This window comes from Globicatella sp. HMSC072A10 (assembly GCF_001811625.1).
Taxonomy (GTDB): domain Bacteria; phylum Bacillota; class Bacilli; order Lactobacillales; family Aerococcaceae; genus Globicatella; species Globicatella sanguinis.
Genome location: NZ_KV805730.1, coordinates 4,189 through 19,864 on the forward strand (window position 1 = coordinate 4,189; position 15,676 = coordinate 19,864).

The 15,676-nt window shown below is 36.5% G+C and carries 10 protein-coding genes; 1 reads left to right on the forward strand and 9 read right to left on the reverse strand.

Translation table 11 applies throughout. From position 1 onward, the window contains the following. Positions 1-83: 83 nt before the first annotated feature. The 6 genes from HMPREF2811_RS06350 to HMPREF2811_RS06375 form a co-directional block, all read right to left on the reverse strand. The gene (locus HMPREF2811_RS06350; RefSeq protein WP_071408610.1) at positions 84-1,868 is read right to left on the reverse strand and encodes an ABC transporter ATP-binding protein; all 1,785 of its coding nucleotides are present in this window, start codon (positions 1,866-1,868) and stop codon (positions 84-86) included. Next, the gene (locus HMPREF2811_RS06355) at positions 1,861-3,627 is read right to left on the reverse strand and encodes an ABC transporter ATP-binding protein (protein ID WP_071408611.1); all 1,767 of its coding nucleotides are present in this window, start codon (positions 3,625-3,627) and stop codon (positions 1,861-1,863) included. Before HMPREF2811_RS06355 ends, HMPREF2811_RS06350 begins: the two co-directional genes overlap by 8 nt. Beyond that, positions 3,621-4,085 carry a MarR family winged helix-turn-helix transcriptional regulator gene (locus HMPREF2811_RS06360; RefSeq protein ID WP_071408612.1) on the reverse strand — a complete coding sequence of 155 codons (465 nt, stop codon included), beginning with the start codon at positions 4,083-4,085 and terminating at the stop codon, positions 3,621-3,623. The genes HMPREF2811_RS06355 and HMPREF2811_RS06360 overlap by 7 nt, the downstream gene beginning before the upstream one ends. A gap of 332 nt (positions 4,086-4,417) precedes the next feature. Further along, positions 4,418-5,962 (reverse strand): ABC-F family ATP-binding cassette domain-containing protein, encoded by a 1,545-nt coding sequence (locus tag HMPREF2811_RS06365; protein WP_071408613.1) that lies wholly within the window; start codon positions 5,960-5,962, stop codon positions 4,418-4,420. A 551-nt stretch (positions 5,963-6,513) separates the two neighbouring features. Next, the gene (gene thrB / locus HMPREF2811_RS06370) at positions 6,514-7,392 is read right to left on the reverse strand and encodes a homoserine kinase (RefSeq protein ID WP_071408614.1); all 879 of its coding nucleotides are present in this window, start codon (positions 7,390-7,392) and stop codon (positions 6,514-6,516) included. Beyond that, positions 7,393-8,586, reverse strand: coding sequence for a homoserine dehydrogenase (locus HMPREF2811_RS06375; RefSeq protein WP_168164955.1), 1,194 nt, complete (start codon positions 8,584-8,586; stop codon positions 7,393-7,395). Positions 8,587-8,726: 140 nt separating this feature from the next. On the opposite strand from HMPREF2811_RS06375, the gene HMPREF2811_RS06380 reads away from it, so the two are divergent. Then, the gene (locus tag HMPREF2811_RS06380; protein ID WP_071408615.1) at positions 8,727-10,091 is read left to right on the forward strand and encodes an aspartate kinase; all 1,365 of its coding nucleotides are present in this window, start codon (positions 8,727-8,729) and stop codon (positions 10,089-10,091) included. A gap of 133 nt (positions 10,092-10,224) precedes the next feature. Here the strand turns inward: HMPREF2811_RS06380 and HMPREF2811_RS06385 are convergent, their stop codons facing one another. The 3 genes from HMPREF2811_RS06385 to HMPREF2811_RS06395 all read right to left on the reverse strand — a co-directional run bounded on the left by HMPREF2811_RS06385 (position 10,225) and on the right by HMPREF2811_RS06395 (position 15,638). Next, a complete protein-coding gene (locus HMPREF2811_RS06385; protein ID WP_071408616.1) occupies positions 10,225-11,262 on the reverse strand; it encodes a phosphate/phosphite/phosphonate ABC transporter substrate-binding protein in 1,038 nt (345 codons plus the stop codon). Between the two features lie 355 nt (positions 11,263-11,617). Then, complete coding sequence (locus tag HMPREF2811_RS06390) at positions 11,618-14,971, reverse strand: LPXTG cell wall anchor domain-containing protein (protein ID WP_071408617.1); 3,354 nt, start codon at positions 14,969-14,971, stop codon at positions 11,618-11,620. A gap of 253 nt (positions 14,972-15,224) precedes the next feature. Further along, complete coding sequence (locus HMPREF2811_RS06395; protein ID WP_071408618.1) at positions 15,225-15,638, reverse strand: DUF3021 family protein; 414 nt, start codon at positions 15,636-15,638, stop codon at positions 15,225-15,227. Positions 15,639-15,676: the final 38 nt, after the last annotated feature.

Below are 15,676 nucleotides of genomic sequence, written 5' to 3' on the forward strand. Positions count from 1 at the left end.
ATTATTCAATTTTCTACTTCTGGTCCACTCCCCTCATTCAACCTGTGTTTAATATTTTCGTAATATACCTTATTCCTTTTAGATTAAAGTTCTTCTTCCTCAAAGGTGCCATTACCATTCTCAAACTGACTATTATATAAGTCCGCATAGAAGCCATCTTGAACCATTAATTGATCGTGATTGCCTTGTTCGATAATATTACCGTCTTTCATTACTAATATTAAGTCAGCATTACGAATGGTTGAAAGTCGATGAGCAATGACAAATGAGGTACGACCAACCATTAAGGCATCCATTGCTTTTTGAATTAATTCTTCCGTACGAGTATCCACTGAGCTCGTCGCTTCATCTAAAATTAATAATGGAGCATCTTTTAATAACGCACGGGCAATGGTCATTAATTGTTTTTGTCCTACTGATAATTGAACGGAATCATCCAATATCGTGTCATAACCTTGAGGTAATGTGGTAATAAAATGATGGATCCCCACCGCTTTCGCAGCCTTTATCACTTCTTCTTGTGTTATCTCTGGTTGATTGAATACTAAATTATCCCGAATACTCCCCTCAAATAACCAAGTATCTTGTAATACCATACTGAAATATTCATGCAATTCAGAGCGAGTCATGTCTTTAATATTGACACCATCGATTAAAATTTGACCGCTATTGACTTCATAGAAGCGCATTAATAAGTTAACAATCGTTGTTTTACCAGCACCGGTTGGTCCAACAATCGCGATTTTTTGCCCCGCTTTAGCTTCGGCAGAGAAATCATGAATAATTGTTTTACCTTCATCATAGCCAAAATTAACATGTTCGAAGGCAACATTTCCTTTAATTTGTGATAATTGGGTTGTTTTATACGATTCGTCACTCATTTCATCTGCATCTAAATAGTCCATTACTCGACCTAAGGCTGCTCCAGCTGATTGCAAGCTTTGTGCCGCTTGGGCAATCTGGGATAATGGTTGTGAGAATAAGCGAACATACACCATAAAGGCAATAATGACACCGATGGTAATGTGACCATTTAAAACTAAGTAAGCGCCCATTAAACAAACCATTACATAACCGAAGTTCCCGATGAAAGCCATCAGCGGCATCATCATCCCACCTAAAAATTGTGATTTCCAAGCACTTCCGTATAATTGTTCATTTAATTTTGCGAATTGCCCTTTCATTTCTTCGGCTGCATTATAACTGCTAACTATCGAGAGTCCGGTATAGGCTTCTTCGATATAGCCATTGACAGTAGCTAAGTTCTTTTGCTGCGCCTTAAAATGAGCACGTGATTTACTCATAATAAAGACCATTCCAATAAAACCAATAAAAACCGAACTGATTGCTGTTAAAGCCATTACCCAATTCGTTTTAAACATCATAAACAACGTACCGATTAATAAAACTGTTGCCGAAACTAATGTTCCTAAACTTTGATTTAAGCTTTGACCAACAGTATCCAAGTCATTGGTAATAATGGATAAAACATCACCGGTTGGACGGCTATCAAAGTATCGTAAAGGAAGGCGATTCATCTTTTCAGCAATCGCAGTACGAAGGCGTTTAGTAAACCGTTGTGAAATGGTCGCCACAATAAAGCTTTGTGCATACCCCATGACCGCTGCCGTTAAATACAAGATGACTAATGTTTTTCCTATTTTATCAATTTTATTTAAGTCAATACCAACCATCAACCCTTGAGTAATGACATCCATCATTTCACTCATTTTATCAGGTCCGATAACGGTGATAACACTACTAATAATTGAGAAAATTAAGGCAATCACGATGGGAATTAAATAGCCATCGGCATAGCGTAAAGCGCGTTTTAGGGCTTTTTCTGATTGTGGTTGTTCTTTAGCCATTGGTTAATTCCTCCTTTGATAATTGTGAGTAGGCAATTTCTTGATACACTTCATTATTAGCTAATAATTCTTGATGCGTACCTTGACCGACTACTTTCCCTTGATCTAATACTAAGATTAAATCTGCATCCATAATTGTTGAAATACGTTGTGCGACAATTAACTTCGTCATATCAGCCGTTTGGACTGCTAAATCATGTCTCAACGCTCTATCAGTTTTATAGTCTAAAGCTGAGAAGGAATCATCGAATATTAAAATTTCTGGTTTGCGCGCTAAAGCACGGGCAATTGCTAGTCGTTGTTTTTGACCCCCAGAGAAATTCGCGCCTTCTTGAGCCACCGCTGATTGCAAACCATTTTCTTTACTTTGTACAAATTCTTTAGCTTGTGCTAACTCTAAAGCTGCATTCATTTTTTCTTCCGTTAATGGCGATTCATTACTTTCACCAAAATTCATATTAGAGGCAATGGTTCCACTAAAGATGACGGCTTTTTGTGGTATATATCCCACCCTATTATTTAAATCATCATGGGCAATCTCTTTAATATTTTGCCCATTTAACTTAATGGCACCACTAGTCACATCGTAGAAACGTGGTAACAAGTTAATCAAAGTACTCTTACCACTACCTGTGGAACCAATAAAGGCAATTGTCTGTCCCTTTTTAGCCTTGAAGCTAATATTCGAGATAACGGGTTCAGCACTATCACTATATTTAAAGGTTACATTTTCATATTCTAAAACATATTCATTCGCTTGATCGTTCGTCTTGGTTGTTGCAGGATAGTCAATCACAGAATGTGTCTCTAATACTTCATTAATACGTTTAGCAGACACAATCGCTCTTGGTAGCATGACAAAAATCATCGTCATCATCATGAAGCCCATGACCACTTGCATCGCATAAGAAGTAAAGACTGCCATATCGCCAAAGAGTGTTATTTTCATATTTAAAGCTGCATTTTGAATGAGATAAGCCCCAATCCAATAAACCGATAACGATAACCCACTAGATACTATCGTCATTAATGGCATCATTAATGAGAACATTCGCATTGAGAACAAATTGGTATCGGTCAATTCGCTATTGGCAACATCAAATTTATCATTGCGGAATTTTTCAGCATTATAAGCTCGAATGACCCGTATCCCCGTTAAGTTTTCACGAGAGATTGCATTCAACTTATCGGTTAATTTTTGGATCATTTGTTGTTTTGGAAATGCTAATACCATAATCATAGTAATGACAATTAATAGTAAAAGTACCGCTAATGCAGTTGCTAACATCCATTGACCATTTTTGTTAGATATTTTAACCATCGCCCAGCCGGCCATAATGGGTCCTTTGACCATTACTTGCAAACCAATGGCAATTAACATTTGTAATTGAATAATATCATTGGTTGTACGCGTAATTAAACTTGGGACTGAAAAGCTTTGTGTTTCCTTAGCTGAGAAACTTAACACGTGTTCAAAAACATCACGTCTTAACGAACGTGTAAAACTAGCTCCCAATCGAGCTGCTAAAAAACCAACTAAGAGACTGGTCGCAAAACTTAATAATGATAAGAGTAACATCATCCCTCCAGGTTGATAGAGCTCTTTAAGTTCTGTACCTGGCGTCACTAATTTTTTGGTCACTTCTGACATATAATCTGGTACTTTTAAATCTAACCAGACTTGGGCCATAATGAATAGAACACTGACGACAGCCATCATCACTTCTTTTCTATTCATTCGTTTGAATATTTTTAACATTCATATTCTCCTTCTTGTTTTTCTTCTGATTCTACTTGCGCATTTTGAGTTACTTTTTTGATGACATTATGGAAAATTTTAAATTCCTCTTGACTAATACCGTGACTAAGGTCGGCTTCAACTTGTTTCAAGAAATTTTCAATCGCCAGATGCTTGGCCTTTCCTTCATCTGTCACTTTGATGGCTTTAAAACGTTTATCACTTTCTAAAGGTTGAACATGTATAAACCCATTTTTTTCCATTCGCTTAATTAACCCAGATGCCGAAGCTTTCTTTATATTTAGGAGTTGTTCAATGTCTTTTTGAAAAACATCTTGATCCTCATGACTAATTAAGTAATACAAGACAGCACCTTGTGGTCCTTCTAAGTGTTCTAAATCACACTGAATAGCCTTGTATTGTAGATACTTTTCAATGATTAAACCTAACTCTCTGATTTTAAATCCAATATGAAACATGACGACTCCTTTCTTTTTAGTATGGATACGAACTATAATTGTTTGTATGCTAACTATTATAATTTGTGTCTAAAAAAACGTCAAGTACTTTGTTTTTATGAAAACGAATTTAATTTTATTTTCTGAAAAATGGAGAAAACAAGAAGACATTAAAAAATAGTTTGAAGAATTTGTATAATGGCCTCTGTGATCCCGACCTGGACGACAAGAGAAAAATACATTGTTTCTTCAAACTAGATGATTTAATTTATTAATAATAATTCTATGGAGCTTTTGCGATAACAAATGATGGCTAGACGTCTGATTACTTCATATTCTACATTAAAAATTTACTAAGCCAATTCACTAAAATCCCATACACCGTCGACCCATCCTTCATAAAAATCAGGTTCGTGACAAACCATTAAAATACTACCTTTATACTCTTGCAATGCTCGCTTTAGTTCATCTTTGGCATCAACATCCAAATGATTGGTTGGCTCGTCTAATACTAAGACATTATTTTCACGATTCATCAGTAAGCAAAAGCGGACTTTAGCTTGTTCGCCCCCACTTAGTACTTGGATTTGACTATCGATATGTTTCGCGGTTAATCCGACATGAGCTAAAGCTGCACGAACTTCTGCTTGATTAAGACTTGGAAATGCTTCCCATACGGCTTCTAATGGTGTTTGTCGATTACCACCTGGTACTTCTTGAGCAAAGTAGCCAATTTCTAAGTAATCCCCTTGTTCGACTTGACCAGTGATTGGTTCAATAATGCCTAAAAGACTCTTTAGTAAAGTTGTTTTCCCAATCCCATTGGCACCAATAATCGCAATCTTTTGATTCCGTTCAAACACTAGATTCAAAGGTTTAGTTAATGGACGATCATAACCAATTACTAATTCTTCGGCTTCGAAGATAAAGCGGCCTGGAGTGCGCGCTGATTTAAAACTAAAATTAGGCTTAGGTTTTTCAGCTTTTAATTCAATAATATCCATTTTATCTAATTTTTTCTGGCGTGACATGGCCATATTCCGAGTAGCGACTCTGGCTTTGTTACGATTGACAAAATCTTTCAAGTCAGCGATCTCTTTTTGTTGACGTTCATAAGCTGCTTCTAACTGCGCTTGTTTCATCGCATAGACTTCTTTAAATTGATAATAATCACCGGTATAACGAGTAATTTGTAAATTATCGACATGGTAAATGATATTAATCACTTCATTTAAAAATGGAATATCATGCGAAATCAAAATAAAGGCATTTTCATAATTTTGTAAATAACGTTTTAACCATTCAATATGCTCAGCATCTAAATAGTTAGTCGGCTCGTCTAATAATAAAATATCGGGTTTTTCTAATAATAATTTAGCTAGTAAAATTTTCGTACGTTGGCCACCACTTAACTCAGTGACATCACTGTCCATTCCATAGTCTACTATACCTAAAGCCCGTGCTACTTCATCAATTTTGGCGTCTAAAATATAAAAATCATGGACATCTAAGCGTTCTTGAAGCTCTCCTACTTCTTCCATTAAGGCATCCAGTTCTTCACCTTCAGCTTCTGACATTGCCATATATATCTCATTAATTCGGGCTTCATCTTTAAATAAATCATCAAACGCTCCTCTTAAAGCATCGCGAACGGTTTGGCCTTTTTCCAATACAGAATGTTGATCCAAATAGCCTACTTTGACATTGCGAGCCCATTCAATTTTCCCTTCATCAGGTAATCTTTGACCCGTGACAATATTCATGAAAGTAGATTTACCTTCACCATTAGCACCGACCAATCCGATATGTTCTCCTTTTAATAAACGGAATGATACATCTTCAAAAATAGCACGATCACCAAAGCCATGCGTTAAATTTGTTACTGATAATAAACTCATCGCGTTCTCCTTTTATCCATTTAATACCGTATTATTATACGCAATAAATCTTTAAAAGTTAACCAGTTTTCTTATTATTGATGGTAAATTTATTAAGTCGTTGCTTGTTTTTGAAAAATGATTCTTTTAAGTAGTACATAAGCTTGCGGTTTTAACGCTATATTATTGATAAAAAACGAAAAACGCTGAAATAGTTTATGCTATTAAGTGGCTAAATAATCAGTAGACTGCTGCACATAAAAAAAAAGAAAGTTTATTGTTCAGCGATTTTTGTCTCTATTATTATTCAATAGAGGAACTCTAATGTCATGTTCAATAACAAGGGTGAAGAAAGCATTGCTGAATAGATAAAAAACGCTTGATGTAATTCCGTTAAGAACAGATTAAATAATAAATCGTAACATAATTCAACGAGCGTCATCAATTAAATAATATTTGTCAATCTTTAATTACTGAAAGACTACCTAATAGGTTGTGGAGCCATTCATTTAATAGGAGGTTAAATGATAAACAAGACTGGAGAGTTATAAAACCTCCCAGTCTCTAAAATACTAAGTTAATAAAGGATATACCGTTGTGATTTCATGTCGACATTCGGGTACCATTGAATTAAGCGACTGAAGAACGGCTTCTGTCCGTTCAACAGGACAAAGCGTTAAAATTGTCGGTCCGGCACCACTAATAACAGTGGCAAAAGCACCGGTAGTAAGGGTAATATTTTTTACTACATCAAATTCTTTTATTAAAGGTTGACGATAAGGCTCATGAATAAGGTCTTTCATCATCATCGCCCCCATCTTTTCAAAATCGCCTTTTAACAGCGCAGCCGTCATAATATTGCTGTAGGCATTTTGCAGGATTATTGCTTCTTTAGTATATTCTGCCGGTAACACTTTGCGAACTTCTGCTGTACTCAACTCGTAATCAGGAATACTTAAAATAATCCCCACCTGATCGAAGTCGGCAGTCTCATAAACTAATTCTCCTTGTTGGTAAGCCCCAATAAACAAGCCCCCTGTCACACAAGGGCCAACATTATCTGGGTGGCCTTCTATTTCAGTAGCAATCAGAATTTTTTGCTCTTGAGTCAAATTTAATTGAACAAAATGATTAGCTAATTCAACACCTGCGACAATAGCACTAGATGAACTGCCTAAACCATGCGTTAAAGGTATTTCACTACTCATTTCCACTCTTAATGGTGGCATCGTCTGCTGAAATTTTGAAGCAACTTTAATCGCAACCTTGGCGACTAAATTTCGCTCATTGTTTGGCAAAACCTTTAAAAAAGCATCTTTAAAGTTAAATTGCCAGTTGTCAGACGGGGACGCTTTAACGGTTAGAAACTTATTAAGGGCTAAGCCAATTGAATCAAAACCAACTCCTAAATTCGCAGTGGTTGCTGGTACTTTTATTTCAAACTGTGACATCTATTCACCTTCTATCTGATAATAAGCTGACAATGTTAACTCTTGGGTCAACGCTTTAAATGTTGAATCTGAAATAGTTGCGGTTAAAACGGCTGTTATTTCGTCATTTTGCCATAGTTGATACTTGATGTTCATCGCAGTTAATCGCTCTTTTAAAAAGGACATATCTTCCTCCAAACGGATATAATAACGATGATCTGTTATACTTTTTGTGAAATGGCCACTTTCTTGAGTGGTTAAATTCCCAGTGAAGCCAAATTTTTCGATGAATAAAATATCCGATACTACTGCGGATGCTGTTTCCAAACTGCCGGCTCCTGGTCCATAAAACATTGTTTGTCCTACGGCATCTCCCTCAATAAATATCGCATTTTTTTCTAATTTGACATTAGCTAAACTATGACTATTAGGTAACAGTACCGGTTCTACACTAATACTGATAGCCTCTGCGACTTGGTGACTCTTCCCTAATAATTTAAGAGTGAAGCCATTTTCTTGAGCCAATTGGATGTCTTGTTGATCAACTTGACTAATACCTCTTACCTCGACACGTTCAAGCGGAATATTTACTTTAAAAGCTAAGCGTGATAATATCGCAATCTTACGTGCCGCATCATAACCTTCGACATCATTAGTAGGATCCTTTTCGGCATATCCTAATGCTTGCGCTTGTGCCAAAGCTTCTTGGTATTCACATTGTTCATCAGCCATCTTCGTTAAAATATAATTGGTCGTGCCGTTTAAAATCCCCATCACTTTATTAATTTTATTAGCATTTAAACTATATTGTAAAGGTTGGATAATGGGAATACCGCCGCCACAACTCGCTTCAAAACCAATTTGGGCTTGCTGCTGGTTTGCCATTTGCGCTAATTCGTTAAGATGTAATGCTAGCATATCTTTATTAGCCGTTACCACATGAATACCACGTTCTAATGCTTTTCTTTGAACTTCATAAGGAAAATCGACGCCACCTAAAACCTCCACAATAAGTTGGATATCACTGTTTAATATTTCATCAACGTCATCCGTTACTATAATTCCGGTTAAATCAAGGGTCTCATCTTTAATGTCTCGAGCTAGCACATGAGTAATGTCAATTTTTGAATCAGTACGAGCCTCATTAACCTTTTGTAATAGTTTTAAGACGCCTCCACCTACTGTTCCTAATCCTAAAATTGCTATTTTCATCATAAAGTGCTCTCCTCCAGTGTGTTTTAATGAATTTCTCATTTATTACTCTTCATTTTACAATAAACACTACCTTTTTGCCATCTTTTCATGTATGATGATTAATAAAGTTAAAAATTATTATTGTTCAAGGATGTGATAGCATGAAAGTCGCAAAATTTGGAGGTAGCTCGTTAAGTAACGCAAACCAAATACAAAAAGTAGCCAATATCATTCAAAATGACCCGGAAATTCAATTCGTAATTGTTTCGGCACCAGGGAAAAGAGATGATAAGGATACAAAGGTGACGGATTTATTAATCCATTTATTTGATGAGAAAGTCCATAGCGGATCAATTGAAAGGGCAAAACAGATGGTCTTAGATCGCTATTCTTCAATTGCTGATGAATTATCACTTTCAAAAGAGATTATTACCCATTTTGATACAATTTTAACCAAGTATTTATCTTCAATTACTGACCCTCTGCGACTATTAGATGCTCTTAAAGCGTGCGGTGAAGATTTCAACGCTCAATTAATAAGTCAGTATTTTCAACGTATTGGCCTTAATGCCCGTTATATTTCTCCAGCTGAATTGGGTATTATCGTGAGTGATGAACCGAGTAATGCTCATTTATTATTGGAGTCCTATGAAAAAATCGCACAATATAAGCATGATGAACAAATTTTAATCATTCCTGGCTTCTTCGGTTATTCACCAAACGGCAATATCGTGACTTTCCCTCGTGGTGGTAGTGATATTACAGGCGCGATTGTTGCTCGTGGTGTTGAAGCTGATATTTATGAAAACTTTACCGATCAAAGCTATATTTACGCAGCCCACCCTGGCATCGTCCGTAAACCTTATGCAATTAAAGAAATTACTTATCGTGAAATGCGTGAGTTGGCTTATTCTGGTTTTGGAATTTTTCACGATGAAGCGTTAGAGCCTTTATATCAAGTGGATATCCCCGTGATGGTGAGAAATACTAACCACCCTGAAATTGCTGGTACTAAAATTGTTGCTCAGCGAGAAATCAATCCTAATTTACCTGCTATTGGGATTAGTTGCGATGAAGGGTTTACTGCTATTTCTATTAATAAATATTTATTAAACCGTCAATTAGGTTTTACTCGCAAATTGTTACAAATTTTTGAAGATCACCATATTTCAATTGAACATATTCCTACCGGGATTGATGATATTTCAGTGGTTGTTCGTTCTCACCAACTAGCAGCTCCCGGCACTTTAGATGTGCTCTTAAAGGATATCGAAGAGCAACTGGATCCTGATTTCATTAATGTCGAAACGGATTTGGCCATTGTAGTAATTGTGGGTGAAGAAATGGCTGAAGTCGTGGGCACCGCCAATAAAGCAACCCGCGCTTTGGCTTCACAAAAAATTAATATTTTAATGATCAACCAAGGTGCCTCTGAAATTAGTATGTTTTATACCATTAGTATGGATGATAAAGATGATGCGATTCGTGCTCTTTACCATGAATTTTTCGGTCACTTACATTTTTAAAAATAGACGTAATTTGATTTCTGATGACATTATAAATTCCTATATCTATCATTAACGTCCCCTACGGAATGAATTCCATCAAAAAAACGTCTCGATAATCGCTCGAGACGTTTCATTATTGATTTGTACTTAATTAGTTATTAGCTTGTTCACGTAAGATTTTTTGAGCTTCACGTTCTGTATCATAATCTTCAGATTTAGCTTCTTGGTAACCTTCGTGGCTATAAATAGAGATAACTTCTTTACCTTCTTCAGTACCAGCGATGTTAATCATTGCTTTAGCAATGGCTGCTTTTAATTCATCTGTCATGTTAGGTGATGTTTTAGAAACTGAAACAGTGTCGTTGTAAACATTTGGAGTAACACCAATTACGTTAGTTTCTTCAAAGATTGACGCTTCACGGTTCATATCGCCTTCCCAATCTTCAGCATTATCAACACGTAAGTCAGCATATCCAACGATGATATCTACTTGTTCAGCAGCTAAACGAGCTACCGAGCTTCCGTAAGATTCAGATTGAACAACGTTTGCTAAGTCAGAGATTTTTTTACCTTCAAATTGATTACCTAACCAGATTGATGGGTAGATATAACCTGATGAAGATGAAGATGACATTACAGCCCATTTAGCTGAATCAACATCTTCCCATGTTAATTCTTCACCATTATTAATTTTTTCTGCTAATTCTTTACCTTTTTCAGAAGGTCCAGCAATGATTAAACCTTTGTAATAAGTTACTTGATCTTCAACTTTTTCAGTTGGTTTGCCGTCGTTCCAATCAGCTGGATTTTCAGAGTCTTTGCTTAAACCTTGACGAGTTGAAGTTAAGATAACATCAACATCTTCATCATATAAAACATAAGTTCCACCAGGGATAAAACCAATATCAGCAGTTCCAGCAGATAATGCTTCACCAGCTGCTTCATAGTTAGTACCAACTTCAATTTCCACTTCACCGATTTCGAAGCCTTCTTTAGCTAATTCATCTTTTAACATTTGTTTTAATGGTTCAGTAGCAGTAATGATATCTTCTGGGTCACGAGAAGGTACGAACATTACTTTTAATGAATCAATTTTTTCTTGAGCATGTGCTGTAACACCTGCAAAAGTTCCTGATAACATTGTTCCAACTAATCCGAATAACGCAATATTGCGCAATGATTTTTTCATGTGAAAAATCCCTCCAAATATATTATGGCTGACTCGAAAATCGGCCTTATGTTCCTATTATAGCAAATAAATAAACAAGAAAGTATATCTGCTGATATAAATTTACATAATCTTTTAAATGCTTTTACAAACCTACTTAGAAAGGTTATCATATCAAGGTTTTTGACTATAAATTTATCCGAACGATTAAAATGAGAATTGTAAAATTATTGTAAAACTTCTTGTTTTACCTCATCTGTCCTTTTAATAAAGTCATCAATCGTTGCTTCAATTTCGTTCAGGTTGATAATTTTTATCTGGTTATGAAAAAAGTTTGAAGAAGCGAACTTAATCACTGTCTTCAAACTTATTTTTGTTATTCATCTCGATTCGAATTATTTTTCTTACCAAAAATAACTAAACCACCTAATGCTAGCAATCCAATAGCCAACATCACCGCTAATATGCTTCGTTTTTCACCGGTATTCGGTATTGTTTTTTGTACTGTTTTCGTTTTATCCACCGTTAATGTTTGTTGCTGAGTGGTGGTGGTTGCTTGTGTAGTGGTTGCTTCTGTCGTTGCGGTTACTTTATCCCCATAAACTAATGCATATAATCCTAATTGTTGCGTCGTAAAATTAACGCGTTGATTATGAACTGTATGATTAATCGAGGTTAGTTGCTGACCGTTAATACGTAATAATTGAATTTGTGAATTGATTGGTCGTGTTGGTAATTTTACTTGCACAGTTTTTGTAAAGCTTACCGGTTGACCATTTTGATCTACGGCTTTAATATTATAAAAATCAGCCTCTTTATTAGATAATGATTGTGGTATATTTTGACTGACACGTTCGACTACAATTTTCGCTACTTTATTCGCATCATCTGGATGAACCCAAACTTCAACATTGGTCGTTGAATCAACAAATTGTTTTAACGCCTGTTCTGACGCAATTGTCGTTTGTTCAACCGTCGTAGTTGGCGCTGCTTCTGTTGTAGTTGGCGCCTCCGTAGTTGTTGGCGCCTCTGTGGTTGTCGGTGCTTCAGTGGTCGTCGGTGCCTCTGTTGTCGTTGGTGCCTCCGTGGTTGTTGGCGCTTCTGTTGTAGTTGGCGCTTCCGTAGTTGTCGGTGCCTCCGTGGTCGTCGGTGCCTCCGTGGTCGTCGGTGCTTCAGTGGTCGTCGGTGCCTCTGTTGTCGTTGGTGCCTCCGTAATTGTTGGCGCCTCTGTAGTCGTTGGCGCTTCTGTGGTTGTCGGTACCTCCGTTGTCGTCGGCGCTTCTGTAGTTGTTTCAACAATTGTTGCCGTAATTTCAACCACTTTTGTTTGACCCGCTTCGACCACAATGGTTCCTTCTGCTTGATTAAATGTATAATCTGACGATTCTGATAAAGTATAACCTACTTCTCCTGGAGCCAATTCAGAGACTTGAACTTGTCCTTCTTCATCTGTCGTAAATTCTTGGTCATTGATTTTTACCGTAATCCCTTTGACCGGATTAGTGTTTTCGTCACGAATGATAAATTGAACGCTACCTTCTTTTGTTTCTTCGACTACAATTGTATCAGAAAATTCAATTCCTTCAGTTATTTCTGCTAATTTTTCTTCTTCTGATAAGGTGACATTGGTTGGTCCTTCGACAGCTGCATAATGATAATTACCTAAGTCTAAATTATCAAAATGTACTTGTCCGTTATCATCGGATATCGCATTTAATCCACCGAATTTAACATGAACATTAGCCACAGGTTCATTATCTTGATTAACGACCGTTATGGTTGCTGTTCCTTTTGTCACTTCACGTTCTAACACGACTGTTTCATCGATAGCAGCATCTGCTGACACCGTTAAACTACCTTCATAACTTTCATTAAATTTCTCTGGTAAATTAGTCACTTGATAAACTTGATCCGCGATAGCAACTTTATCAAAAGTAACGACACCATTCTCATCTGTTGTTGCAGTTTGTTCATCTATAGTCACAGTAATGTTGGGAACGGCTTGTCCTAATTGATCGACGAAGGTCATTTTAACAACTTGGGTTTTAGGCGCTGTTTGTACCGCTAAATTGACCGTCACCCCTTCTGTTGTTACTTCATATGACCCTTCTAAAGCCTCACTTTGATACCCTTCCGGTAAGGCAGTAACTTGATATTGATAAGTACCTAATGCTTGGTCTTCTAATGAAATTTGACCCGCATCATCTGTAATGACTTCAGTCTCTCCATTAATTAAAATCGAAACTCCTGGTACCGGTGCTTGATTTTCATCAACTACTTGAATGACGACCTTTCCTACTTGGGGAACGGCTTGAACTTGTATTGGCACCTCAACTGTCTCATCAGCATTCGCTAATGTAAAACTACCCGACGGATTTTCTAAAGTATACTCATTTGGCAATTCCGCAATGGTGTAGTTATACTCGCTTAAGTCTAAACCTGATACTGTCACACTTCCATCTTCTGTAGTATAAATAAGCTGATCTTGGAATTGAATTCCAACATTTGGTAAAGCTTTCCCATCTTGATCGGTAATGACAAACTTCACATTTCCTGTCTGAGCCACTGTTGTTAACGTCATCGTCATCGTGGTATCTCCAACTGAAGGGTCAATTACTAAAGAGCCGGCTGTTTCCCCAGTATAATTATTCGGAATGCTACTTAAATCAAATTGGTATTCACCAGCTGGTAAATCAGCAAAGACCGCTTGGCCTTGTTCATCAGTAACGACTTCTACACCTTCCATCAATACTCCAACATTAGGAATTGGTGTTCCATTTTCGTCAACGATATTGATAATTGCTGAAGCAGTAGTTGAAACCGTATTAACAGTTAAGGTAAGTTGAGATTCGGTATTTTCCTCAACCATTATTTCTTGATTCAACTCACCTTGGTAACCTTCAGGCAATTCAACAATCGCTAGTGTATAAGCACCAGGCGTTAGATCACTGATTCGAGCTTGCCCGTTTTCATCGGTTGTTAGGGCATGACCAGATAAATCAAATTTGACATTTGGCACCGCAGTACCATTTTCATCCACTACTGTTAATGAAACTGCACCATTTAAGACCGGTGCTTCCGTTTCTTCGACTGACGATTCGGTTTCTTCAACTGACGCTTCCGTTTCTTCAACTGAAACTTCGCTTGAGGTCTCAGTCATGTCTTGACCTGGTGTATCATTATTTTGCGCTGTTTGAGGATCTGCAATATAAAAATTTAATGCTGCATGATACTGTTGACTACTCTCATCTAAAAGTTCAGCAGTAGCTTTCACCTCAAAAGGAACATCATAAACGACACTGCCATCCCCTAAAGTATTTTCATAACCTGGCGTATGCGTCTTTCTCACTGACTTCCCATTTGCTTGTTCTTCCGCGGTAGGTTCCGCTATCGATTGCTCTAACTCATCGGCTACAATCGCTCCTGATTGACTGATATTATCCCAATAATAGAGACGCAGTATATATTGCCCTTCAGGCAAATTAAGTTCACCACCCGTTACTTCGCCATTACGATATGAGTAAACAACTTCATTGGTTTGAACATTAATAATGTCATAACTAACATCGGTTTTGTCTTGAGCCGTATTATCCGGCAAATTTAATTTGACTCCTACTTGATATTGTACGGAGTTACTTGAATCTTGAGCACTAATCATTGGTACTGAAATTTGACTTAAAACTAAAAGTGATGATAATAATAAATGTTTAAATTGACGCCCCATTTTCATAATAATTCCTCCTTGTTCTCTCACTTAAAATTATATCATAATCTTATTATGAAAGGCTTAAAATCACTTATTTGTCAAACATTTTACAAAATTAGAAAGACATCTTCACTAAATATTCATGAATGAAAAAAGAATGGGTCGAAGTAGAATTTTAGGTGATTTTCTACTGTAAACCCACTGGTATTTTTTGTTGAAAATCATTATTTTTCACAGGGCCAAACTACTTTTGCGTGAATTTGATCCACAGACCCACTTACTCTTTATTCAGCTTTTGACGTCGTTCACGTAAGGCTTGATTAATTTGTTTAGCATTTAAATAGTTATTAAATAAAACACCTAACCAAATAAAGATATAAATGAGGATAAAATTAAGAATTCCCATCCCGGATAATAACAATTCTGTCAGATTATTAATATAAGCAAAGAGACTATAAATAACAACTGTGTAAACAAAATGGATGGCTAAACTTTTAATGAAAGCAAAATCTTCAAATGGCTCACCCTCAAAAAAGTAATTGCCGCAACCATATAACCCACTCGTAATTAAAATGCTAAAAAAATACGTTTGATCTAATTGAATTTTAAAATCATTTAGCCAAAAAATAATAAGAAAAACTATGGAACCCGTACGCATCCCAGCTAAAAAATATTTCGCCCATTGTTTCATACAGTTACCTCCTCGTAATATATATTTAGAAGGTCATT